Source organism: Rosenbergiella sp. YN46 (assembly GCF_036620675.1).
Classification (GTDB): Bacteria; Pseudomonadota; Gammaproteobacteria; order Enterobacterales; family Enterobacteriaceae; genus Jejubacter.
The window spans coordinates 151767-174845 of sequence record NZ_JAZHEE010000002.1 but is presented as its reverse complement, the minus strand read 5'-3'; the positions used below and the strand labels follow the sequence as shown (position 1 = coordinate 174845).

Annotated in this window: 17 protein-coding genes; 2 read left to right on the top strand and 15 right to left on the bottom strand. The window is 57.8% G+C overall.

Features of this window, described 5'->3' with window-relative positions; translation table 11 throughout:
* Positions 1 to 37: 37 nt before the first annotated feature.
* From bglB to norV, 4 genes are all read right to left on the bottom strand, one after another.
* Positions 38 to 1177 carry a beta-galactosidase BglB gene (gene bglB, locus V3W49_RS02520; RefSeq protein WP_500143472.1) on the bottom strand — a complete coding sequence of 380 codons (1140 nt, stop codon included), beginning with the start codon at positions 1175 to 1177 and terminating at the stop codon, positions 38 to 40.
* Between the two features lie 4 nt (positions 1178 to 1181).
* Positions 1182 to 2771 carry an MFS transporter gene (locus tag V3W49_RS02515; protein WP_500143470.1) on the bottom strand — a complete coding sequence of 530 codons (1590 nt, stop codon included), beginning with the start codon at positions 2769 to 2771 and terminating at the stop codon, positions 1182 to 1184.
* A 1685-nt stretch (positions 2772 to 4456) separates the two neighbouring features.
* On the bottom strand, positions 4457 to 5587 hold the full coding sequence (gene norW, locus V3W49_RS02510; RefSeq protein ID WP_500143468.1) for an NADH:flavorubredoxin reductase NorW: 1131 nt from the start codon (positions 5585 to 5587) through the stop codon (positions 4457 to 4459).
* On the bottom strand, positions 5584 to 7041 hold the full coding sequence (norV, locus tag V3W49_RS02505) for an anaerobic nitric oxide reductase flavorubredoxin (protein WP_500143466.1): 1458 nt from the start codon (positions 7039 to 7041) through the stop codon (positions 5584 to 5586). The genes norW and norV overlap by 4 nt, the downstream gene beginning before the upstream one ends.
* A gap of 194 nt (positions 7042 to 7235) precedes the next feature.
* Here norV and norR point away from each other — a divergent pair, with 194 nt between their 5' ends.
* Together norR and uspC are read left to right on the top strand one after the other, a co-directional pair.
* The gene (norR, locus tag V3W49_RS02500) at positions 7236 to 8756 is read left to right on the top strand and encodes a nitric oxide reductase transcriptional regulator NorR (RefSeq protein WP_500143465.1); all 1521 of its coding nucleotides are present in this window, start codon (positions 7236 to 7238) and stop codon (positions 8754 to 8756) included.
* 122 nt (positions 8757 to 8878) lie between these two features.
* Entirely contained in the window at positions 8879 to 9301 is a 423-nt protein-coding gene (gene uspC, locus V3W49_RS02495) for a universal stress protein UspC (protein WP_500143685.1), read from the top strand.
* Between the two features lie 4 nt (positions 9302 to 9305).
* Here the strand turns inward: uspC and otsA are convergent, their stop codons facing one another.
* The 11 genes from otsA to V3W49_RS02440 all read right to left on the bottom strand — a co-directional run bounded on the left by otsA (position 9306) and on the right by V3W49_RS02440 (position 22703).
* Entirely contained in the window at positions 9306 to 10736 is a 1431-nt protein-coding gene (gene otsA / locus V3W49_RS02490) for an alpha,alpha-trehalose-phosphate synthase (protein WP_500143464.1), read from the bottom strand.
* Entirely contained in the window at positions 10711 to 11508 is a 798-nt protein-coding gene (gene otsB / locus V3W49_RS02485; RefSeq protein WP_500143462.1) for a trehalose-phosphatase, read from the bottom strand. The genes otsA and otsB overlap by 26 nt, the downstream gene beginning before the upstream one ends.
* Before the next feature lie 196 nt (positions 11509 to 11704).
* Positions 11705 to 13258 (bottom strand): FGGY-family carbohydrate kinase, encoded by a 1554-nt coding sequence (locus V3W49_RS02480; RefSeq protein ID WP_500143461.1) that lies wholly within the window; start codon positions 13256 to 13258, stop codon positions 11705 to 11707.
* Positions 13259 to 13266: 8 nt separating this feature from the next.
* Positions 13267 to 14349 (bottom strand): alcohol dehydrogenase catalytic domain-containing protein, encoded by a 1083-nt coding sequence (locus tag V3W49_RS02475; protein ID WP_500143460.1) that lies wholly within the window; start codon positions 14347 to 14349, stop codon positions 13267 to 13269.
* 70 nt (positions 14350 to 14419) lie between these two features.
* A complete protein-coding gene (locus tag V3W49_RS02470; protein WP_500143458.1) occupies positions 14420 to 15406 on the bottom strand; it encodes an ABC transporter permease in 987 nt (328 codons plus the stop codon).
* Positions 15403 to 16893 (bottom strand): sugar ABC transporter ATP-binding protein, encoded by a 1491-nt coding sequence (locus V3W49_RS02465; RefSeq protein WP_500143457.1) that lies wholly within the window; start codon positions 16891 to 16893, stop codon positions 15403 to 15405. Before V3W49_RS02465 ends, V3W49_RS02470 begins: the two co-directional genes overlap by 4 nt.
* Positions 16894 to 16911: 18 nt before the next feature.
* Positions 16912 to 17829: an ABC transporter substrate-binding protein gene (locus tag V3W49_RS02460; RefSeq protein ID WP_500143456.1), complete on the bottom strand. Its 918-nt coding sequence runs from the start codon at positions 17827 to 17829 to the stop codon at positions 16912 to 16914.
* A gap of 278 nt (positions 17830 to 18107) precedes the next feature.
* The gene (locus V3W49_RS02455) at positions 18108 to 19097 is read right to left on the bottom strand and encodes a LacI family DNA-binding transcriptional regulator (protein ID WP_500143454.1); all 990 of its coding nucleotides are present in this window, start codon (positions 19095 to 19097) and stop codon (positions 18108 to 18110) included.
* 88 nt (positions 19098 to 19185) lie between these two features.
* Positions 19186 to 20166, bottom strand: a complete 981-nt coding sequence (gene araH, locus V3W49_RS02450; protein WP_500143453.1) for an L-arabinose ABC transporter permease AraH — start codon at positions 20164 to 20166, stop codon at positions 19186 to 19188.
* Positions 20167 to 20179: 13 nt separating this feature from the next.
* Positions 20180 to 21694 (bottom strand): L-arabinose ABC transporter ATP-binding protein AraG, encoded by a 1515-nt coding sequence (gene araG, locus V3W49_RS02445; protein WP_500143684.1) that lies wholly within the window; start codon positions 21692 to 21694, stop codon positions 20180 to 20182.
* Between the two features lie 16 nt (positions 21695 to 21710).
* Positions 21711 to 22703 carry an arabinose ABC transporter substrate-binding protein gene (locus tag V3W49_RS02440; protein ID WP_500143451.1) on the bottom strand — a complete coding sequence of 331 codons (993 nt, stop codon included), beginning with the start codon at positions 22701 to 22703 and terminating at the stop codon, positions 21711 to 21713.
* Positions 22704 to 23079: the final 376 nt, after the last annotated feature.

Here is a 23079-nt window from a genome sequence, read left to right as displayed (position 1 = left end):
TGCTTCGGCCTGCTTTAATGCAGGCCGAAATGACCGATTAATAATAAGTGCGCAAAAACTCCGACATGCAGAGAATCGCCATCGCCTGGCCATAGGGCATCGAGGTGAGCGGGATCTTGCGATAGAAATCGAGATCGCCGCCCATGCCGGTGCCAAAGGATACCTGTAACAGTTCGCCGTCCGGCGAGATACTGGCGACTACCCCCTGAATCGCCTTTTCCGCTACCGGCGCATACGCTTTGCCGATATAGCGTTTACGCACCGCCTTCAGGATCCCATAGGCGAACCCCGCAGTGGCGGAAGCTTCAAGGTAGGAGTCGGGATCGTCCAGCAGCGTATGCCACAGACCGCTCTCATCCTGACATTTCGCCAGTGCCGCCACCTGGCTTTCCAGCACCTGAATCAGATAGCGACGCACCGCGTTATTTTCCGGCAGATCCACCAGCTCCAGAAAATCCGGAATCACCATAGTCAGCCAGCTGTTGCCGCGGGCCCAGCGCGCCCGGGCGAAGTTGTGATTGCCCTCAAAACTCCAGCCGTGGAACCAGAGACCCGTCTCACGGTCCATCAGATACTGTACGTGCATCAGGAACTGGTAGGTCGCCTCTTCCACATACTCCGGACGATTCAGCAGTTTGCCGATTTTAACCAGCGGTAACACCGTCATCATCAGGGTATCGTCCCACATCTGCTGGTGGTTCTCTTCCGCCAGCGTGATGTGCTGCATCCCTCCATGTTCGGTACGCGGCATCTCGTGCATCGCCCATTCTGCCCAGCTTTCCAGCCACGGCAGCAGAGCCCGATCGCCGGTCTCTTCATAGCGATACGCCAGCGTCAGAAACGGCGCCATGGTGTTGACGTTTTTGGTGGTGGCCCCTTCGGCGAAACGGTCAGCAAACCAACCGTCCACGATGTCGCGCATTTTTGCATCACCGGTCTGCTGGTAATACTGCCAGATACCATACAGCCCCACGCCGTGGGTCCACTCCCAGCCGGCCCAGCCTTTGGTATCAATCACCCGCCCATCGTCCAGATGCAGCAGGAACTCCCCGGTTTCGTCGTGAATATTCACCAGATTATCCGTCACCTTATGGATAAGGCTCTTCAGCTCGTCGCGAGCGATAAAACGGGTTGGCTGGCGCAGCAGCGGGCTGTGTTTTACAGGATAAACAATCATCAACTTAACCTCTGTTTAACGTCGAATTTTCAGGCGTCACTACGGTGTTATTCAGCTTCGGCGCCGCAGGTTTATTACGATTCAGATAACCAATATTGTTATTTCCCCACAGCGAGTCATAGGGGATGCCAGCCAGCATCTCTACGGTGGCGCGAGCTTGCGGCGTCACGTTTTCCGGGGTGGTGCGACCCGCTACGCGCATTTTCGCAGTCTCTTCACGCAGTACGCTGTGAGTTTTCAGGTCGAGCTTAAAGCGCAGGGAGATCAGGAAGCCTATCGTCAGTACCGCAATGGTACCCACGCTCAGAATCATCAGGATGGTATGGCTTACCGCCGGCGGCTGGGTGCTCTGGCCGGAAACGAAGCCGGAAAGCTGCATCACAATGCCCACCAGCATGACGGCGCCCGCCTGGGAAGCTTTACGGGTCAGGGTCATAATGCCGGCGAAGATCCCTTCACGGCGTTGACCGGTTATCACCTCATCCACATCGGCGATATAGGTATAGGTATTCCAGGGAACATAGTTGATTCCACCGCGTCCCAGACCTGCCAGCGCAGAAACCAGAACCAGCAGCGAGAAAACATCGCTCATTCCGGCGTACCACAGTACTGCGTAAGAGAGCGAACTCACACCAAACAGCAACACCACCATCCGGTATGAAGGGGCCGGCCCGAAGCGAATACACAGCGGAATCATGGCGATAACCGAAACAAACTGCATGATAGCCATAGTGCCCAACAGATTAGAGGCTACGGTAGCGCTCTGCATCAGTACGAAAACCACATAGTAGGTGAAAACCGCGTTAAACACGTCCTGGGCGATATAGCCACCAAGATACATTCCCAGATGCTGGCGGAAGATGCGAATACGCAGGGTCGAGCTCAGCTCCACGTTCAGGCGCTTCAGGCTCTGGCGCAGCGTCAGCCCCTTTTTCTCTTCTTCGGCGCGCAGCTGCGCTTCTGTCCACTCATCTCGCGGGCGCTCCCAGGTATAGAACCAGACCAGGGTCAGAACGATGGCGCAAATAGTAGAAAAGACCAGACTTGCGTAGAAGAAGGAGACGGCGTTGTCTTTACCGAACAGGCTCAGCAGTACGCCCGGCAGGAAGGCGGCCAGAATCGCCGACAGCTGGGCCAGCGCGATGCGGGCACCGGAAAATTTGGTCTTCTGCTTGAAGTCATCGGTCATCTCCGGTACCAGGGTTTCATAAGGCACCAGAATCATGGTGTAGACCACATCAAACACCAGGTAGGTCAGCAGATAGTACCAGTAGTTCATCTCCCCGACCCACATCAGGCTATAGCTGAACACGCAGGGAATGCCGAGCAGAATAAAGAATTTGCGGCGACCAAAACGCTTACCCAGCCAGGTGGAGCCGAAGTTATCGGTCAGAAAGCCCATCAACGGGCTTACCACCGCGTCCAGCACGCGCGCCATGGCGAAAATAAAGGTCGCTTCTATCGGCGACAGGCCGCAGAAGGTGGTATAGAAGTAGAGCAGCCATGCGGCGGTGAGCGCGGTAGTTCCGGCGCCAAGGAAGTCGCCTGAACCATAGGCGAGATAGTTAGCCAGTCCAATCTTTCTTGTTTTCATTGCCATCACCCTTCACTGTTTTTGTCGTCATCCGACATAAGGGAATCCTTTACCTCGCTAAAGTACCGGCTCCTTCCGCCATCAAACCTTTCTGTTTTTGCCAGCCGCACCGACGCGCTGGCAAAAATGCAAAGAGTACCAACACCGGCTTCACTGATTTATAAAACAGTGGTTTGTTTTTATCAAAAGCAGTATTTTAAACTGAGATGCAGGGTGAGAATTCCCCAGGACGACAGCTCAAGAATCCGGGATGGGTCACGCGATATTGGGAACCTAAAAAAGGTTCAGCGTGGATTAGCGAGGAGTGTTCGAAAGCGTAAACAAAAAACCGGCAGAAGATGATGATGTAGCGGGCTGTTCCGTTCATTGCACTCCCTCTCCCGTTTCGGGAGAGGGCCGGGGTGAGGGTAACAGGCGGCTTCGGTGCCCGCTTTCAGAACAAAACCGGCAGAATATGACGGTGCGGCGGGCAGTTCCGTTCACTGCAGGGAAACTCCCTCTCCCGTTTCGGGAGCAGGCCGGAGTGAGGGTTACAGGCAGCTTTGGCGCCCGCTTTCAGAACAAAACCGGCAGAATATGACGGTGCGGCGGGCAGTTCCGTTCATTGCAGGGAAACTCCCTCTCCCGTTTCGGGAGAGGGCCGGGGTGAGGGGAACAGGTGGCTTCGGTGCCCACTTTCAGAACAAAACCGGCAGAATATGACGGTGCGGTGGGCAGTTCCGTTCACTTTGCATCACTGCTTCTCTGTTAATTCACCGCGGGTGAACGGGCCAGGGGGGCTCAATCGCCGCTCCCCTGGCGACCCGGGCTCCCCGGCGCTAAAAAACGCCGCTGACGCGGGCCCCTTCGCTTATCACTCCGGGCTTTTCGGAACGGGCAAGAGTCGCCATCCCAGGCGACCTTACCCTGTCGCGACATCCTGTCGCTCCTCCGGCCCTTCGTGAACGCTACGGCGTTTTTTAAGCCGGGTGGCTACACCCTCGTCGCTTCAGACAGGTTGCTCAAAAGCGACCAGCACCATTCTTTGCTGTTAATCAGAGCAGAAGATGACAGATGATGACACTCTCCGGCCTGAAAATCGCCGCAGCGTTCACGGCTGCCAGGGTCAGCCCGACAGGACGTCGGGCTGAGGGCGTGCGGCACAGGGAGGTGCCGTCACGCCCGACCCGTCCGGCGGACGGGAAAAGTGGAGGGGCCCGCGTCAGCGGCGATTTTCACGCCGGAAAGCCGGGTTGTCAGGGGTGGCATTTGAGCCCCTGGCCCGTTCACCGATTCCGCAACCTACATAAGAGAAATCACCTTCAGGTGAACGGAACCTTCGCCATCGCGGCATATTCCCCCGGCACACGGCACTGTCGCAAAAATAGCGCAACCGGCATGACCACGAACTACAACCGCCGACCCAGTCTGCATCTGAAAGCCCACTGGGTAGAATATGACGATGCAGTGGGCTGTTCCGTTCACTTTGCGTCACTGCTTCTCTGTTAATTCACCGCAGGTGAACGGAACCTTCTCCTGCGCGACATACTCACCCGGAAAGCCAGGGCTGCCGCCGGTAACTTCAGCTTCACGCCAGTCCGCGATGAACCATAAAAAAGCCCCGGATAACGGGGCAAACGGACAAACGCGCCAGAAAGGCTCCGGCTAAAGGCATGCCGCGCGTCCCTGCGCGGGAGAGGTTAACGTTATTGCAGTTCGCGCAGCAGCACGAAGGCCTGAGGTACCTGTCCTTCGCTGACCACAAAGGCGCACAGTTTCTGGTTCGGGTCGAATCCTTTGGCGACCAGACCTTCCGGGCCGGTGGAAATCTGCCAGGCCAGATCGCGGCGCCCGGTCTCCCCCGCCAGCTGTAAGGGCAGTTCCGGGGTCTTAATTTTCACCAGCATCGCTGGCAGCTTCAGGATGGCATTCTGACCGAGCAGATTTTTCGCCAGGGTCATGGCGCTCAGCAGCGTTGGTTGCAGGAAAGGCATCAGCCGCCCGTTGATTTCAGCACAGTCGCCCAGCGCATAGATATGCTGTCGGGACGTCCGCAGGCCATCATCCACCACAATCCCCTGATTCACCGTCAAACCGGCGCGCCGCGCCAGGTCGATGTTGGCGTGCAGACCGATAGCAGAAACGGCTTCATCCACTTTCAGCACCCTGCCGCTTGCCAGATGCACTTCCAGCCCGGCCGAGCTGCGATCCAGTTTCGCCAGCTGCTGACCGGTGAGGATCTCAACCCCCATAGCGCTCAGCTTATGCTGCAGGCGTCCGCTCACTTCTGGCGGCAGCAGCGAAGCCAGCAGGCAGGGGCCGTTATCGACCACGGTGACCTGTTTACCGGCCCGGCAGAAATCCATCGCCAGTTCACAGCCGATCAAACCGCCACCAAGAATCATCACCCGGCGGGCATCCGTCAGCCGCGATTCGCAGGCGCGGTACTCCTGTTGACTGTTAAGGGTCAGAAGCAGATCCCTGCCCTCGACCGGTGGCAGACGCGCCGACGAACCGGTCGCCAGCACCAGACTATCGTAGCCCCACTGCTGCCCGTTGCCTTTGACCACCCGGTTATCGGCATCGATATCCGTAACCCAGGTGTGCGGCACCAGCCGCAGATTAAACTGTTCGGCGAATTCACCGGCCAGCTGCCGGGTCATGGCATCCGCCCGCTGTCCCTGGCTTATCACATGGCTGAGATCGGGTTTGTTGTACTCATCGATGCTGTCGGCGGCGATCAGGGTCAGGGGCACGTCGGCATCGAGCTTACGGATACTTTTGACCAGTTGGCGGGCCGCGAAGCCCGACCCGATAATGACGATACCCTGACTCATTTTGCCTCCGAAGCCAGGACGTCGAAAACGTCTTTACCCAGCGAACATTCGGGGCACAGGAAGTTATCCGGCACCTCGCTCCAGGGCGTGCCCGGCTCTACGCCCTGCATCGGCTCGCCCTGCTCGGGATCGTAAATCCACTGACAGACGCTGCACTGCATACGCGGCCCCAGGTCGGCACAACCGGCACTTGCTGGCTGCTGCGGCGCGCTGCTGGCGCTTTGCGCCACCGGGACGCTGGTGGTCTGCGGCAGTGGAGAGAGGGCCCACTGGCGGGCGATTTCCCGACCGTGCTCGCGGCACAGCGCCAGAGCGTCGACATCCGGGCGCCATTTGGCCTTCAGACTCAGGGACATTTCAAACCCGGCATCCTGCAAACGGGTTGAAAGCCTGTCCACCGCGCCGCCGCTCCAGCCGTGGGAGCCAAAAGCGCTGGCCCGTTTGTTGCGAAAACGCAGCCCGGTCATCTCTTCCACCAGACCGGCGATTTTCGGCATCATTACGTTGTTCATGGTAGAGGTCCCCGCCAGTACCCCTTTAGAGCGGAAGACATTGGTCAGAATTTCGTTCTTATCGTGACGCGCCACGTTGAAGATTTTCACCGCCACCCGGGGATCCACTTCGTTAATTCCCTGCGCAATGGCATCGGCCATCATACGAGTGTTATTAGACATGGTGTCATAGAAGATGGTGATGCGATCTTCCTGGTAGTCCGCTGCCCACTTCAGATACAGCTCGACTATCTGGGTCGGATTATCGCGCCATACCACGCCGTGAGAGGTGGCTATCATATCCACCGGCAGGTTAAAGCCCAGGATTTCGGTAATTTTCGGCGTCACCAGGCGGCTAAACGGCGTCAGGATATTGGCGTAGTAGCGCTGGCACTGCTCAAACAGCTCCGCCTGGTCTACCTCGTCGTTGAACAGGTGTTCGTCGCAGTAGTGCTGACCAAAGGCGTCGTTGCTGAACAGCACCGCATCGCCGGTCATATAGGTCATCATACTGTCCGGCCAGTGCAGCATCGGAGTTTCAACGAAGATCAGCTGCTTGCCGTTACCGATATCCAGACTGTCGCCGGTTTTCACCACGTTGAAGTTCCATTCCGGATGATGGTGGTGACCGGTAATCGAATCCACGCCGTTGGCGGTACAGTAGATCGGCGTATTGGGAATAGCGGCCATCAGTTCGGAAAGCGCCCCCGCGTGATCCTCTTCGGCATGGTTAATAATGATATAATCGATCTGCTCAAGGTCGATTTCGGCACGCAGGTTCTGCACGAATTCACGGCTAAATTTATGATCGACTGTATCGATAAGGACATTTTTTTCTTCGCGGATTAGATAGCTGTTATAGCTGCTACCCTTCAGGGTTTTGTATTCAGTGCCGTGAAAATCACGCACTTCCCAGTCACGCTGCCCGACCCAGTGAATATTGTTCTTAACGTGAATAGCCATCTGTTAACCTCGATCAATGATGTACTGACAAATAAGTGTGTTGCTTGTCATATATCAGGAACCGTGCCAACTTTTTATTTTATTGATTTATAATAAAAAATTATTTTTTGCATTTTTTTGATTGTCATTATGACTATGGCTATAATTGTCATTATGACAGTCATCACAGTCATAATGACGACACGAGAAAATCGATGAGCCTCTCCGTTAACCTGCTGGCGAAAATCGCCATTGAACTTCAGAACGGCATCAGTCAGGAAGATCGCTTCCAGCGCCTGATAACCACCCTGCGCGAAGTACTGAACTGCGACGCCTGCGCCCTGCTGGGCTATGAGCGCCAGCAGTTCAGGCCGCTGGCCATTGACGGCCTATCCCCCGACGTCCTGGGCCGCCGCTTCGCCCTTGAAGCGCACCCGCGCCTGGAGGCCATCGCCCGCGCCGGCGATGTGGTACGCTTTCCGGCGGACAGCACGCTGCCCGATCCCTACGACGGGCTAATTCCCGACCAGGAGGTACTGAAAGTGCATGCCTGCGTAGGGCTGCCGCTGTTCGCCAGCCAGACGCTGATTGGCGCTCTGACCATGGACGGCATGAATCCGACCCAGTTCGACACCTTTAGCGACGAGGAGCTGCGGCTTATCGCTGTGCTGGCGGCGGGCGCCCTGAACAATGCCCTGCTGATCGAACAACTGGAAAATCACGATGTGCTGCCGGCGCTGCACCCGGGAAATCATGCGCCGGATAGCGAGATGATCGGCCTGTCGCCTGGCATGACGCAGCTTAAAAAAGAGATTGAAATTGTCGCCCCTTCCGATCTCAACGTGCTGATTAGCGGCGAAACCGGAACCGGCAAAGAGCTGGTGGCCCGCGCCATCCACCGTGCCTCTATGCGTGCGGAAAAGCCTCTGGTCTATCTGAACTGCGCTGCGCTACCGGAAAGCGTGGCGGAAAGCGAACTGTTCGGCCACGTAAAAGGCGCTTTTACTGGCGCTATCAGCAACCGCAGCGGTAAATTCGAAATGGCCCATGAGGGCACGCTGTTTCTGGATGAGATCGGCGAGCTTTCTCTGCCGCTACAGGCCAAATTGTTAAGAGTACTCCAGTACGGCGACATTCAGCGGGTCGGCGACGATCGCAGCCTGCGGGTCGATGTTCGGGTACTGGCCGCCACTAACCGCGATCTCAAGCAGGAAGTGCTGAACGGCAACTTCCGCGCCGATCTGTTCCATCGCCTGAGCGTATTCCCGGTGTCGGTACCGGCGCTACGCGAGCGCGGCGACGATATCGCCCTGCTGGCCGGTTTTTTCTGCGAACAGAGCCGCCAGCGTCTGGGCCTGACTCAGGTGGTACTGAGCCAGGGAGCGCTTCAGCGCCTGCTCGGCTATGGCTGGCCTGGCAATATCCGCGAGCTGGAGCATGCCATTTATCGCGCCATCGTGCTGGCGCGGGCCACCGGCTCCGGCAGCGAGGTCGTGCTGGAGCCTGGCCATTTCGCGCTTAACGATCCATCAGCTGCTGCACCAGCGCCCACGATCGCCGACGCTCTCCCGGTAGCCCATGGACTATCGCTGCGTGACGCCACCGATGATTTCCAGCGCCGCACCCTGAGACAGGCGCTGGCCCACACCCACGGTAACTGGGCCGCTGCCGCCAGGGAGCTCAATGTCAACGTTGCTAACCTGCATCGACTGGCTAAGCGGCTGGGAGTTAAGTAGCCGGTATACATTTCATGCCGGATAGCCTGCCCGCTGGCGGCAATCCGACACCGGTCACTGTCTTTTCCCTGAGAATCTACCAGGCTTTAAGGAGTGAAGCGAAGCGCAAGGCAGGAGGCATTATGAGCTGGCGTCATCTTCTGGTCGCCGTGGCGGCGACCCCGGAAAGCGATCGACTGGTAGAAAAAGCGGTGGAACTGGCGCGCCCATGGGAGGCGAAGATTACGCTGTTAACGGTCACGGCAGATCCGGAACTCTACAATCAGATGGCGGCGCCAATGCTCGGTAGCCTGCGGGAGCTACTGCGCGAAGAGAGCCAGATGTTCCTTGATGGGTTATGCCAGCGGGCCGGATACCCCATCGCAAAAACGCTTATCGCCGGTGGCGAACTCAGCGAATACCTGCGCCATCTGTGCCAGCACAGCGATATCGACCTTATTATCTACGGGAACCATAATCAGAATGCGTTCGGTAAGGCACTCTGTTCGGCACGTTCGGTGGTAGCGACCAGCAGCGTGGATGTGCTGCTGGTCGCGCTGGATTAGCGACCTATCGCTTCACTGACGCGACTGCCGTTATCGCATCCGGTCGCCGTACCCGTAAATGACTGCGGGGGATCACCGCTTTCAGATCCCGCACGAAGCTACGCTGCCAGTGACCGATATCATTAGATTTCACCACTTCCAGCATCTCGCCATGGCGCACCAGGCGTTCAGCCAGTGGCATAGTCAGCGCCCGGTGCAACGCACTGGCGACATCGTCCCGATCGTAAGGGTTGACGATAAGCGCCGAAGTCAGCTCCTGGGCGGCGCCGGCGAACTGCGACAGTACCAGTACCCCGGGATTTTCCGGATCCTGCGCCGCTACATACTCCTTGGCCACCAGGTTCATTCCATCACGCAGCGGCGTCACCAGCCCCACATCGGCATAGCGGAACACCTTCATCAGCAACCGTCGCTCAAAATGCTGGTTCAGATAATAAAGCGGCGTCCAGCCAAGCTGTCCGTACTTGCCGTTAATCCTTCCCGCTTCGGTCTCCAGCTGATGGCGAATATCCTGATAGGCCTGGACGTCGCCACGCGAGGTGGGCGCTATCTGGGTATAGCGGATATTGCCGTGATGCTCCGGGTAGTTTTCCAGCAGTGACTCAAATGCCAGGAAGCGCTCCGGCAACCCTTTGGAGTAGTCCAGCCGTTCCACGGAAAAGATATTGCGGATGTTGCCCAGTTCCTGCTTGAGCTCCACCAGCCTGGGCGGCAGCGGTTCCGCCGCCTGTTCGGCAATCTCGTCCGGTGCGATCCCAATGGGATAAACCGCAGTACGGAATGTTCGCCCCCAGGCGCTGTGCTGGTGGGATCCGACATGGGTCATACGGGTCTGTCTGGCGACGCTGTCCAGAAACGCCAGCCGATCTCCTTCGGTCTGAAAGCCCAGCAGATCGTAATCGCACATGCGCTGCAGCAGCTCGGTATGAGGCGGCAGCGCGTTGAAAATATCCGGAGACGGGAAAGGGATATGCAGGAAGAAACCAATACGGTTGTCTATACCACGCTGGCGCAGCTCGCTGGCGAAAGGCAACAAATGATAGTCATGCACCCACAGAGTATCGTCAGGCGCAACCAGCGGGCGCAGCTTTTCCGCCAGCATGCCATTAACCTCCAGATACCCCTGCCAGGCTTCACGCTGAAACTTGACCAGATCGAGCCGATAGTGAAATGCTGGCCACAGCACCGCGTTAGAAAACTGGCAGTAATACTGTTCATAATGCTGTTCGCTAAGATGAAATGATGCCCAGGTAATATTACCGTGGCTCTCCTGCTGCAACGGAGCCTCTTCATCCCCGATTTCACCACTCCAGCCAAACCACAGACCGCCCGATGATTTCAGCGCCCCGAGAATGCCGACAGCCAGTCCGCCAGCGCTACACTTTTTATCAGTCGGCGCTGCGATACGGTTAGAGACTACGACTAAGCGACTCATTACCTGACCTCCTCATGGTGATATTATCGTTTTGCTGACTTACAACCTGCGCCAGCCAGCGATGAACCTCGCCCACGCCGGGCAGGCGATGCTGCGCCCGGGTCTCTCCCTCCCCGACCTTGATGCTGATCCCATGCAGACGGTTGACCACCTCGAAACCGCTTTCATCGGTTAAGTCGTCACCGATAAACAGCGGCCTGCGCCCGCTGAACGGTGATTCGCCTATAAAGGACTCGATAGCCGCGCCTTTACTTACCGCCTGCGCTTTAATCTCCACCACGCACTTTCCGGGCTGAAGCATCAGCGTAGGATGCTGAGCCACCACCCCCTGCGCCAGCGCCATGACGGCGCGGGCATGTTGCGGGGCCTGACGATAGTGCAGCGCAAACGCGACACCTTTGTTTTCCAGCCAGGTACCGTCGAGCGGGGAAAGCCCATAATTCAGACTCTCCTGCAGCCTGGCCGCCAGCGCGGGATCCAGTTCGAAACGATGGGTCTTACCATGGATATCACGGCGTTCTGCGCCATGCACGCCCGCCAGCGGTAAACGCAGCGGGGCAGCCAGCTTATCCAGCTCGGCTATGGAGCGCCCTGAAATCAATGCCACAGCCCCGTGGGTCATTTCCGCCAGTTGCCCCAACAACTGGCGTACCGGCTCCGGAATAAAGACCCGTTCCGGGCGTGGCTGAATCTCTGCCAGAGTACCGTCTAAATCGAAGAAAAAGCCGAAATGGCCGGGAATGAGGGGCGGTACAGATGAATCATCAGTCACCTTCTGTCTCCTCCTTATGTGATATGAATGATAATGAAAGTGTTACCTTTCATTATCATTCAACCATGTAAGTATAGACAGCATGGCAAAGCTCGCCATATTTGATTATCGCCTCAGGGCGCGGTGTATCTGACGTTACGCTTTCAGAATAAAAAAGAATCCCCGCCGGTAAGGGCCGGGGATTGATAACTTTTTGCTATAGTTCAGCATCTGCGACGCGCAGCGCAGCCAGTTGGTGCATTATGTCACGATTATTACGATACAAATCGCGAAACAGTGGGAACAATCGATCGTAGCGGGCCTGAGCTTCGGGCCGTGGTGTCACTTCCGGCCCCAGGGTAAACCAGCGGCGAGCCTCATTGATATCATTCAACCAGCCGATAGCACGCGCCGCCAGCATTGCGTCGCCAAGCGGCGCTTCCACCTCTTGTTCGATGGTCACCACCGGAAAGCCGGTGACGTCAGCGATAATCTGCATCCACAGTGCAGACGCCGCCGCCCCCCCCACCACAATCAACCGCCGGTTTAGCGCCCGACCGCCGCTGCGCGCCGCTTCAATATTGTCACGCAGCGCCAGGCTGACGCCTTCCAGCACCGCCCGGTAGAGATGGTGGCGGGTATGGAACAGGCTCATGCCCAGCACCGCGCCGCTGGCGCGGGCGTCCCAGACCGGGCTGCGTTCGCCCATCAGATAAGGCAGGAACAGTAACCCGTTGGCACCAGGGGCCAGATCCCGTGCTTTCTGTTCCAGTTGCTGCCAGACCGAGGTTTCTTCCCTGGTGGCGGCTTCGCGATCGCCCGCGCAGAACTGCTCGACAAACCAGCTCACCGAAGCACCTGCGGTAATGGCGCCGCCGAAGGAGTAGGTTTCACGCATACCGTCCCACACGTGTGGAAAGCTCACCAGCCGCTGCCCGGCATCCACATCCCGGTTAATGAAGCCCCAGCACATGGAAGTACCGATCATCGCCACGTGATCGCCAGGTTCAGTCACCCCCGCCGCCAGAGTCGCCACCGCGGCGTCGACGCCCCCCGCGACCACCGGTGTTCCGGCCCGCAGCCCCAGACGCTGCGCCATTTCCGGCAGCAGCCCCCCTACGACCTCGTGACTTTCCACCAGCCGCGGCGGCAACTTGTCGATATCCAGCCCCAACATGGCACAGGCCTCCGGCGACCAGCGGCGCTGCGTCAGGTCATAGACACCGCCGATATTGCCTGCGGAACTGTGATCCACCGCCAGCTCACCGCACAGGGCGTGGTTGATAAAGCTGTTGGGGGGCAGAAACCAGCGGGAACCGGCCCAGACTTCAGGCCAGTGACGCTTAATCCACAGCAGTTTGGTGAACCCATAGTAGCTGTCCACGCCATTGCCGGTAATAGCTTCGAGCCGGGTCACATCCACCTGTTCCCTCACCCACTGCGACTCCTGTTCCGCCCGCCTGTCCATCCAGATCAGGCACGGCGCCAGCGGCCGCATCTGCGCATCGACCGGAATCCCCGCCCCGCCATACAGCGAACTGACGCAAATAGCTGCCACCTGCGCGGCATCTGGCGCCGACGTCGCCAGGCATTCGGCCACCTCCAGTACCGCATCCAGCCACACCTGACCTTCCTGCTCCGCCCACATCGGCTGCGGCGTTTTCACGTCGTAGGCCCTGGCGGCGGTAGCCACAATTTCACCGCGGCGATTCATCAGCACCCCTTTGGTACTCCCGGTGCCGACATCAATCCCCATGACATATCCCATCATTGACTCCGTTAAGGCACCAGTAGCACCTTGATCGATTCACCGCTGGCCGCCATGGCAAATCCCTGTTCCCACTGATCCAGAGGCAGGGTATGGGTGACCACCCCTTCCGCCGTAAACAGCTTACGGGCAAAGAAGTTGATCACCGTTTCATAGCAATGAGGCCCGAGGTGAGAACCGCGCACCTCCAGTTCTTTACGATCGCCGATAATCGACCAGTCCACCGTGGTTTCTTCGCCGAACACGCTGAATTCCACATAGCGCCCAAGCTTACGGATCATCTGCAGTCCCTGCTTTACCCCCGCCGGGTTGCCGGTGGCTTCGATATAAACGTCGCAGCCGTATCCGTCAGTGAGTTGTTTCACTTTACCGATAGCGTCCTCTTCCAGCGGGTTAATCACCAGATCCGCCCCCAGCTTGCGCGCCAGTTCCAGCCGCGCCGGAACCGTATCCAGTACGATAAACAGTTTAGGATTTTTAAGCCGCGTCGCCTGAATCATCCCCAGTCCCAACGGCCCAGCCCCGGCCAGCACCACCACGTCGTTAAATTCGATAGAGGCGCGGTTTACCGCATGTACCGCGCAGGCGAACGGCTCGATCAGCGCGCACTCTTCGTGGGTCAGGCTGTCGGGAATGCGATGTACCCGGCTGTTGGGCTTAAAGATCATATAGTCCGCCATGCCGCCATCGGCATCTTCACGCTGAAAGCCATAGATATCGTGCTTTTCGCACATCCAGTATTTACCATCCTGGCAGAATCGACACTTGTTGCAGGGCACTATCTGTTCGGCTATCACCCGTTCTCCCACCTTAACGTTAAAATGCTCCAGCGCCCCCGGCCCGTAACCTACTACGGTACCGTAGAATTCATGCCCTACCACCACCGGGGTTTTGACCCAGGCGGGTTGGCTGTCGCTGCCCCAGTACATGGGCGCGCCGTGATGGCAGTGCACGTCCGAGGCGCAGATACCGCAGGCGCCCACTTTGACCAGCAGCTCGTTGGGGCCGGGTTTCGGCAGCGGCGCCCGCTCAAGGCGATAATCTTTCGGGCCGTGATTCACCAGGCGTTTAATCTCGTCAGGTAAGTTTTGCATGATTCTCCCTCCAGGAATGTTGACGTTAACATTTGTTGTTCAATAATAGGGGCGAATACGCCCCGGCTATTTAGCGCCGCTTCATTGAGCTCATCCAGATAGCGGCAAGGATAATGGCGCCTTTGATCACGTTCTGAACATAGGGGGAGACGCCCATCAGATTCAGGCCATTATTCAGTACCCCCAGCATCATCGCCCCGACCAGGGTACCGATAATGGCCCCCCTGCCCCCGGCAATGGCAGCGCCGCCCAGCACTACAGCAGCGATGGCGTCCAGTTCGAACCCCTCTCCGGCGTTGGGCTGACCGCTCAGCAGGCGCGAGCTGAGCACCAGTCCGGCCAGCGCCGCAGTAAAGCCGCTAATCACGTAAACCAGCAGACGCACCCGGGGCACCCGAATTCCGCTCAGTCGTGCCGCCTCAACGTTGCCGCCCACCGAATAGAGGTGGCGGCCAAAAGGCATATGGTTAAGCACGATCCAGGCCAGCAGATAAACCAGCACCATCACCAGAATCGGCACCTGTATCCCTAAAAGCGTGCCACGTCCCAGCCAGGAGAAGGCGTCCGGCAGTCCGGAAATCGGATAGCCGCCGGTGTAGATCAGCCCCAGGCCGCGGGCAATGCCCATGGTCGCCAGGGTCACGATAATCGGCGGCATCCGCAGCCAGGCGATGCAACTGCCGTTAATAGCGCCAAAAGCGGTACCGACTGCCAGACCGGCCAGCATCGCCAGCGGCACCGGCACACCGGCCACCATCAGACCCGCGGCAACGGTACCGGAAAGCGCCATCACCGGCCCTACCGACAGATCGATACCGCCGCTGAGAATGGCGCAGGTCATACCCACCGCGATAATGGCATTGATCGACACCTGACGCGCCACGTTAGTCAGATTGTTGGCAGTCAGGAAGTTATCGTTGATAAAAATCATCAGCGCAAACAGCACGATGAAACCGATGAACGGCAAAAATGCCGGATGATGGAGGCAGCGATCCAACCGACTGCGCGCCGCAGGCCGCGTTCCCTGCAAGCCCTGGGACTGTGGAAGCGTACTCATGATGCATTCCCCGTAGCCTGTAACATAATGGTACCGGCGTCTATCTCCGGCCCGCTCAACTCGGCGACAACTTCGCCGCCGCGAAAAACCAGTACCCGATCGCACACTCCGATGACCTCCGGCAGTTCCGATGAGATCATGATGATAGCGATCCCTTTGCGGGTAAGCTGGCGCATTAACTGATAGATCTCCGCCTTGGCCCCAACGTCGATGCCGCGGGTCGGCTCGTCGAAAATCAGCACCCGACAGTCGTGATTCAGCCAGCGGGCGATCACCACCTTTTGCTGATTGCCACCGCTCAGGGTATTCACCTCAGCATCGGCATTGGGCGTGCGAACTCCTACCCGCTCGATAAGCTCCGCCACCTGCGACCGGTCCCGGGCCCCGTGAACAAACCAGCGCAGCCAGCGGGCATTTTTGTTCAGGGTGATATTGCGCGCCACGCTGAACGACAGAACCAGGCCGCCAGTTTTACGACTTTCCGGTAACAGCCCTATGCCCTGGGCCAGCGCGTCGGCCGGGCTGCGCAACCGGATCTCCCGCCCGTTAAGACGTACCCTTTTACGCCAGCAGGGACGCGCGCCAATCAGCGCTTCGGCAGTTTCGGTACGCCCGGAGCCCACCAGACCGGCGAAGCCGAGTATTTCGCCGGGGTGCAGCGTGAATTCAATGGGCCGCATCCCTCGCCCGGGCTGGAGCGACGCTTCCAGCAGCGTAGCCTCGACGTCCACCGGGTGATCCTTCGGCGGAAAAGTCTGTTCCACCCGGCGACCGACCATCATCTCGACCAGAGCCGTACTGTCGGTATCCGATGTGGTCACCGTACCGACATAACCACCGTCCCGCAGCACCGTGACGGCGTCACAAACGCTAAAGATCTCCTCCAGATGGTGCGAGATAAATACCATCCCCACCCCCATCAGTTGCAGATCGCGCATCACGCTGAACAGGTGTTCCGCCTCGCCAGGAGTCAGGGTGGCAGTGGGCTCGTCCAGCACCAGAATGCGCGCCTCCAGCGCCAGCGCCTTGGCGATTTCCACAAACTGTTGCTGGGCCACGCTCAGGCTTTCCACCGGAACCCCGGTATCGATAGTGATGCCCAGCCGCTTAAAGATGGCGGCGGCGCGCGCGCGCATCGCCCGCCTGTCCAGCAGCCCCAGCGAATTGCGTAACTCCCGGTTCAGGAAGATGTTCTCCACCGCGTTCAGTTCCGGAATCAGTGAGAATTCCTGAAAAATAATGCCAATACCGGCGTCGATAGCGTCGCGGTAGCTGCGAAAGCGCTGGCGCTGGCCATCGATACGGATCTCGCCGCCATCGGGCTGATAGATGCCGCACAGCACCTTCATCAGCGTCGATTTTCCGGCACCGTTTTCCCCCAGCAGCGCGTGGATCTCCCCCGCCTTCAGGCTGAAGTGGATATCATCCAGCGCCCGTACTCCGGGGAAGGATTTATGGATGCCGGTCAGTTGCAGTAACGGTTCCATCAGCACTCTCCCGACGGCTTACCAGCTAAAATCTTTGCCGTTATCTTTGGTAATCAGCTTCACATCCAGCGGCACGGTTTTCGGAACCTGGCTGCCCCAGTGTTTCGCCAGCCCCACGCCAATGCCCAGCCTCACCATATCGCGCGGATATTGCGCCGAGGTGGCGATAAACGGCGAGTTGGGCTTCATAATCTCTTTGATGGCTTCCGGATGACCATCCACGCTCACCAGTTTAACGCTGGCGCCAGCCGCCTGAATGGCCGAGAGCGCGCCAAGGGCGCCGACGTCATTCACGCTAAACAGCCCGGCAAGATCCGGATTGCCCTGCAGAATATTTTCGGTAACGTTCATTGCGGTATCGCGCTCCTGGCGTCCGTTCTGTTTGGTGACGACCTCAATATTCGGGTACTTCTTCATCGCCGCTTCGAACCCCTTCACCCGTTCGAGGATCGGCACCACCGGAATACCGTCAAGGATGGCGACTTTACCTTTACCACCCAGCGCTTTCGCCAGATATTCACCGGACTTAAAGCCCGCATCGTAGTTTTTGGAGCCGACAAAGGCGTCGATAGGCCCCCTGGCCTGGGCATCGATGGCAATCACCACCACCCCGGCCTTCTTCGCTTCATTCACGGCGGATTCCACGCCGACCGAATCCGCCGGGTTGATCAGCAAAATATCGATTTTCTTTTGCAGCATATCTTCGATGTCGTTGATCTGTTTGGAGACATCGTGGCGGGCATCGGCGGTAATCACCTGGGCGTTAATCTCCCCCGCGGCCTGATCAAGCGCCTGTTTCATGGTGACGAAATAGGCGTTGTTCATCTCCTGAAACGACATGCCAATTGTCAGCGGTTTGGCGACGGTCGCTGCGGAAAAGCAGAACAGGGCCGCTGCCGCGCACAGCGCGCCAATGCGTTGAATAATGTGAGTCATAGGGTGCTCCCGGATTCCAGGGTTACTGTTGTTGTTATGAGAGGCGCACGCCATTAATGTTAACGTCAACATTTGAAATGAGACCGTTAACCACGCATTGAATGGCTTTATGCCGCTCTGTTTTTACTACCTGTCTGTACTTCGATCAAAAGTTAAGCACAGAAGATGATAACGTCAACATCAAGAATCCACGAAAACCCGAAACCCTGCACCGCGTCACAATTTATTAACACGCACCGTGACGCGGTAAAGGAGTCAAATATCAATAAGTTGATTTTTCAGACGTTTTTTAGAAAGCCGTTGATCATTACCCGGGCTTCAAACGGCTGGCGTTCAATGGCGGCAAACATATTTTCGGAAACCAGCTTCGCCCATTGATTATTGTCGTGCCAGATATGGGGGATAAGTACCCGGTAATCCTCGGCGCAGGGCACTTCGTCGATCGAAATAAAGCCCAGCCCCTGGAAGTCCCAGCGCAGCGCCACATGCACCGCCGCCAGCGTGATCATACCATTCAGACCCACAATGCAGTCATAATGCTCGTTGACCGTGGAGAACCAGGATTGCAGCATTGCTTTGGCATTTTCGTAGCGATAATCACTGTAGAAGTAGCGCACATTCACTTCTGGCCCCAGGCCGCTGCGGATCCCGGCGATACGGTGCTGAGTAATATGCGAATGCTCATTGCCCCCGACCACCAGAATATTGCGATATCCCTTACGGTTCACCGCTTCGGCCACCAGTTCACCGGCACGGCTGTTGTTCAGAAATACCGCCGGAAGCCGGCTGTCGAACTGGCGATCCAGTTGAATCAGCGGCGTACCGGAATTGAGAACCACATCGATATGGCTGGTGTCATAGCGATCGGAATCCTCCACCACCGATAGCACGATACCCGCCGCCTTGTAGCTCACCAGGGTACTGAGCGCTCTGGCTTCAGTCTGACGATTACCGTTGGTGGTAAAGATCATCACCGAATAGCCGCGGGCATCCGCCAGTCGGCACAGCGCTTTGATGATATGGGCGTAAACCATATTGAAGGTATCGTCGGTAACCACGCCGATAATCCGGCTACGGCTGGACTTGATGCTGCGGGCAAAGGCGTTAGGCACGTAATTAAGCTGTCGGGCCGCCGCCAGAATCCGTTCCCGGGTTTCCGGACGTACCTTTTCCGGGGCGGTAAAGGTTCGTGACACGGTAATGTTGGTGACGCCAGCCAGTCTGGCGATATCTTTGATGGTAGCCGCTTTCGGCGCTTTTCCGCTCATTCAGTGGGAGCCCGCAGGGGAAACGTGCACCCATAGTAGCAGTTTTTGGCGCCAGTGTTGACGATAACACTGGCGCCAGCGTTGAACATCAGGTGCGACTTTTCAGCTTCTGCTTGTAGCGATCAAAAATCACTGCCAGCAGCAGAATCAGTCCGCGTACCACGTACTGCGAGAATGGTGAAATATTCAGCAGGTTCATGGCGTTCTCGACGGTACCCAGAATCAGCACCCCGGCGATCACCCAGGAGATCTTGCCTACACCGCCTTTCAGCGACACCCCGCCCAGTACGCAAGCGGAAATCACGATCAGCTCAAAGCCGATAGAGGTCATCGGCTGACCGCTGGTCATTCTTGATGCAAGGATAATGCCCGCCGCCGCCGAAACCAGCCCCGAAAGTACAAAGATAATGATCCGGGTACGCACCACCGGCACCCCGGACAAACGCGCCGCCTCTTCATTACCGCCAATCGCCAGAGTATTGCGGCCAAAGGTGGTCTTATTCAGCAGAAAGCCGAAAATAACCATACAGCCCGCAGTCAACCAGATCGGCGCCGGCAGCCCCAACCAGTTGGCGTAACCCAGAGTGAAGAACCGCTCATCTTCGATCCCCACCGCCTTACCGTCGGAAATGATATAGGCCAGCCCACGCACGATCTGCATCATGGCGAGGGTGGCGATCAGCGCGTTGATCTTAAGCCAGGCGATAACCAGCCCGTTAACCAGGCCGCTCAGCGCCCCCAGCGCCAGACCGGCCAGTACCCCGATCCACAGGCTTTCGGTCATATTAATGACCACGGCGGTAGTGACGCCAGCGCAGGCGATGACCGACGCCACCGACAAATCGAAATCGCCGGACGCCAGGCAGAACAGCATGCCGCAGGCCACCATGCCGGAAAGCGATACCGCCAGTCCCAGCCCCTTCATATTGACGAAGGTAGCAAAGTTAGGCACAAAGATGGCGCAGCCCAGAAACAGCAGCGCAAAGACCACCAGCATACCGTACTGTTCCCAGATTCGGCCCGGTGAAAACGACGACCCGGAGGCGCCGGATGTGGTTAATAACGACATCGAATTTCCTCCATTAAGCGACCGCACGACCGGCCTTCGGCATCGCCAGACCCAGCACCTGCTGTTCATCGGCCTGACCATGTAAACACTCTCCGGCCACCTGCCCTTCGCACATCACCACGATGCGGTCGGCCAGCCCCAGTACCTCCGGCAGATCGCTGGAGGCGAACAGCACTGCCACCCCCTGCTCCGCCAGGGCATAAATCACGTTGTAAATCTCATGCTTCGCCCCAACGTCAATGCCGCGGGTCGGCTCATCCAGCAGAATCACCTTCATGCTTTCCGACAGCCAGCGACCCAGTATCGCCTTCTGCTGATTGCCGCCAGAGAGGTTCATCACCAGCTGGTGCGCCCCGGGCGTGCGGATATTCAGCGACTGAATATGGTGGCGGGCGTTTTGTCCTTCCCAGCGATTATCGATAAGGCACCCCGCGTTGATATGACGCCGGCGGGCGCTGATATTGATATTTTCCTGTACCGAGTGCACCGCGATAATACCGTCAGCCTTGCGATCTTCCGGGCACAGCATCATGCCAGCGCGAATAGCGGCACCGGGATCGCGCAGATTCACCGGCTCACCGTCCAGCCAGACTTGTCCTTCCTGAATGCGGGCAGCGCCGAACAGCCCCTTCATCAGTTCGCTGCGCCCGGCACCCACCAGCCCGAACAGACCGACAATTTCACCGCCCCGAACCGACAGACTAATCGGCCCGCGCACGCCGGGGGCCTTCACGCCCTCCAGCCGCAGTCGTTCATCGCCGTGGGGGCGCGGATGCCAGTCGTAAATATCGGCTATCTCGCGCCCCACCATCGCCTGTACCAGCCGGTCGTGATCGACATCCTGCATGTCGGTGAAGGTGCGCACGTAACGGCCATCTTTAAACACCGTGATGGCATCGCTCAGGGCGAAGATCTCCTCCATACGGTGAGAGACGTAGATAATCACCCGCCCTTCATCACGCAGCTCGCGGATCACCCGAAACAGCTGTTCTATCTCCCGGGCCGATAGCGAACTGGTGGGTTCGTCGAAGGCGATAATCCTGGCATCCCGCGCCAGCGCCCGGGCAATCTCCACCATCTGCCACTGACCCAGCGACAGATACTTCAACGGGGTACGGGGATCGATATCCATTCCCAGCCGGGTTAGCTGGCGCCTGGCCTCATCGTTGAGACGACGGTTGTTCACCAGCCCGGCGCGCTGAGGCAGTTGCCCCAGGCTGATGTTTTCCGCTACTGTCATCTCAGCCACCAGGTGCAGCTCCTGGTAGATAATGGCGATTCCCGCCTCCAGCGCGGCGGCAGGGTGCTCAAAACGCCGCTCTTCACCGCCGACAACCAAAGTGCCGCTATCGGGCTGATAGTTGCCGCTCAGGATCTTAAGCAGCGTCGATTTTCCGGCGCCGTTCTCCCCCATCAGTGCATGAACCTGTCCGGCGTGACAGTCAAAGCTGATATCGCTTAAGGCGGTCACACCGGGAAATACCTTGCCGATACCGCGAAACGCAAGGCCCGGTTGTTGCTGTGTCATCATTACTCCTCAGCCCTCACTTACCGGCCGCCAGCCCTTTTTTCGCCAGCTCCTGTTTAAAGTTGTCGCGGGTGATCAATACCACGTCGGACACTTCGGTAAACTTCGGCGGTTCAGCGTCTTTGGTGACCCAGTTGTAGAGCATTTCACTGGTTTTATAGCCGTGAACGTCGGGGCTGGGCAGCAGCGAGCCATAGAACCCGGTGGGCTTCGATTTTGACAGCTCGCTCACCGCATCCACGCCGTTGATGCCAATTCCGATCACATCCGCAGCCTTAAAACCCTGGCCTTCAGTGGCGCGTACGCCTCCCAGCACCGTGTTATCGTTCATACCGATAACCAGCCAGTGCTTCACCTGGGGATGCTGTACCAGCAGCGAGTTACCGGCATCCAGCGCACCGGGAATGTCATTGGATTTGGTGGGTACCTGGTAGATTTGATCCGCCGGGAAACCCGCGGCCTTCAGGGCGTTCATGGAGCCGGTAGTACGACGGCGGGCGGTATCCAGTTCGTTAGCAGTAATGGCCATCACGCCGGTCTGCTTCACGTCCCAACCGCGTTTTTGCATCTCTTTGTACAGCTCCTGCCCCTGGCGCTCGCCAATTTTGGAGGCGGCCATCATCACCAGCGGAACCCGTTCCATCGGCTTACCGCTGGCGGAAACAAACTGGTCATCCACGGCGATCACTTTCATATCGTAGCTGCGGGCCCGGGCCATAATGGCGGCGCCCAGCTTGGGATCCGGCGTACAGATCACAAAACCTTTCGCGCCATTAGCCGCCAGGCTGTCGATGGCATTCAGGGTCTTTTCTCCGTCCGGCACGGCTATCTTAATCACCTCGAAGCCCAAATCCTTGCCAGCCTTATCGGCAAAGCGCCATTCGGTCTGAAACCACGGCTCTTCCGGCTGCTTCACCAGGAAGCCCAGTTTCAGGTTTTCAGCCAGGGCGGACTGCGACATAACGGCGGCCAGACCAATGGCCGCCAGCGCTTTGGTCAATTTACGCATAATGAACTCCATCCAACTTTCAGGTCGTTATTGTTAGTCGGGCTACGGCATAAAACCCCTGATGTTACGAGATTGTGATGCAGCCATAAGTTGTAGCGGGAAAAGAGGGATTCAGAGGAGAGCGAAATCACAGCGCAGAATTTCAGTGATTGTGTACATAAATTCAGCGAATTCAGGCATAAAGCGAAGGGGTGTTTCGTGATCCAGGCGAGGTTTTATTGATCGGGAAGGGGGAATCTCCTTTCCCGGGAGCAGGCCGGGGTGAGGGTTACAGGCGGCTCCGGCGCCCAGTTTCAGAATAAAAGCGGCAGAATATGATGATGCAGTGGGCTGTTCCGTTCACTTTGCATCACTGCTTCTCTGTTAATTCACAGCC

Excerpts from the sequence above, each read along its gene's own strand:
- bglB (WP_500143472.1), bottom strand. The coding sequence starts at position 1,177 with ATGATTGTTTATCCTGTAAAACACAGCCCGCTGCTGCGCCAGCCAACC.
- V3W49_RS02515 (WP_500143470.1), bottom strand. The coding sequence starts at position 2,771 with ATGAAAACAAGAAAGATTGGACTGGCTAACTATCTCGCCTATGGTTCA.
- norW (WP_500143468.1), bottom strand. The coding sequence starts at position 5,587 with ATGAGTCAGGGTATCGTCATTATCGGGTCGGGCTTCGCGGCCCGCCAA.
- norV (WP_500143466.1), bottom strand. The coding sequence starts at position 7,041 with ATGGCTATTCACGTTAAGAACAATATTCACTGGGTCGGGCAGCGTGAC.
- norR (WP_500143465.1), top strand. The coding sequence starts at position 7,236 with ATGAGCCTCTCCGTTAACCTGCTGGCGAAAATCGCCATTGAACTTCAG.
- uspC (WP_500143685.1), top strand. The coding sequence starts at position 8,879 with ATGAGCTGGCGTCATCTTCTGGTCGCCGTGGCGGCGACCCCGGAAAGC.
- otsA (WP_500143464.1), bottom strand. The coding sequence starts at position 10,736 with ATGAGTCGCTTAGTCGTAGTCTCTAACCGTATCGCAGCGCCGACTGAT.
- V3W49_RS02480 (WP_500143461.1), bottom strand. The coding sequence starts at position 13,258 with ATGATGGGATATGTCATGGGGATTGATGTCGGCACCGGGAGTACCAAA.
- V3W49_RS02475 (WP_500143460.1), bottom strand. The coding sequence starts at position 14,349 with ATGCAAAACTTACCTGACGAGATTAAACGCCTGGTGAATCACGGCCCG.
- V3W49_RS02470 (WP_500143458.1), bottom strand. The coding sequence starts at position 15,406 with ATGAGTACGCTTCCACAGTCCCAGGGCTTGCAGGGAACGCGGCCTGCG.
- V3W49_RS02465 (WP_500143457.1), bottom strand. The coding sequence starts at position 16,893 with ATGGAACCGTTACTGCAACTGACCGGCATCCATAAATCCTTCCCCGGA.
- V3W49_RS02460 (WP_500143456.1), bottom strand. The coding sequence starts at position 17,829 with ATGACTCACATTATTCAACGCATTGGCGCGCTGTGCGCGGCAGCGGCC.
- V3W49_RS02455 (WP_500143454.1), bottom strand. The coding sequence starts at position 19,097 with ATGAGCGGAAAAGCGCCGAAAGCGGCTACCATCAAAGATATCGCCAGA.
- araH (WP_500143453.1), bottom strand. The coding sequence starts at position 20,166 with ATGTCGTTATTAACCACATCCGGCGCCTCCGGGTCGTCGTTTTCACCG.
- araG (WP_500143684.1), bottom strand. The coding sequence starts at position 21,694 with ATGACACAGCAACAACCGGGCCTTGCGTTTCGCGGTATCGGCAAGGTA.
- V3W49_RS02440 (WP_500143451.1), bottom strand. The coding sequence starts at position 22,703 with ATGCGTAAATTGACCAAAGCGCTGGCGGCCATTGGTCTGGCCGCCGTT.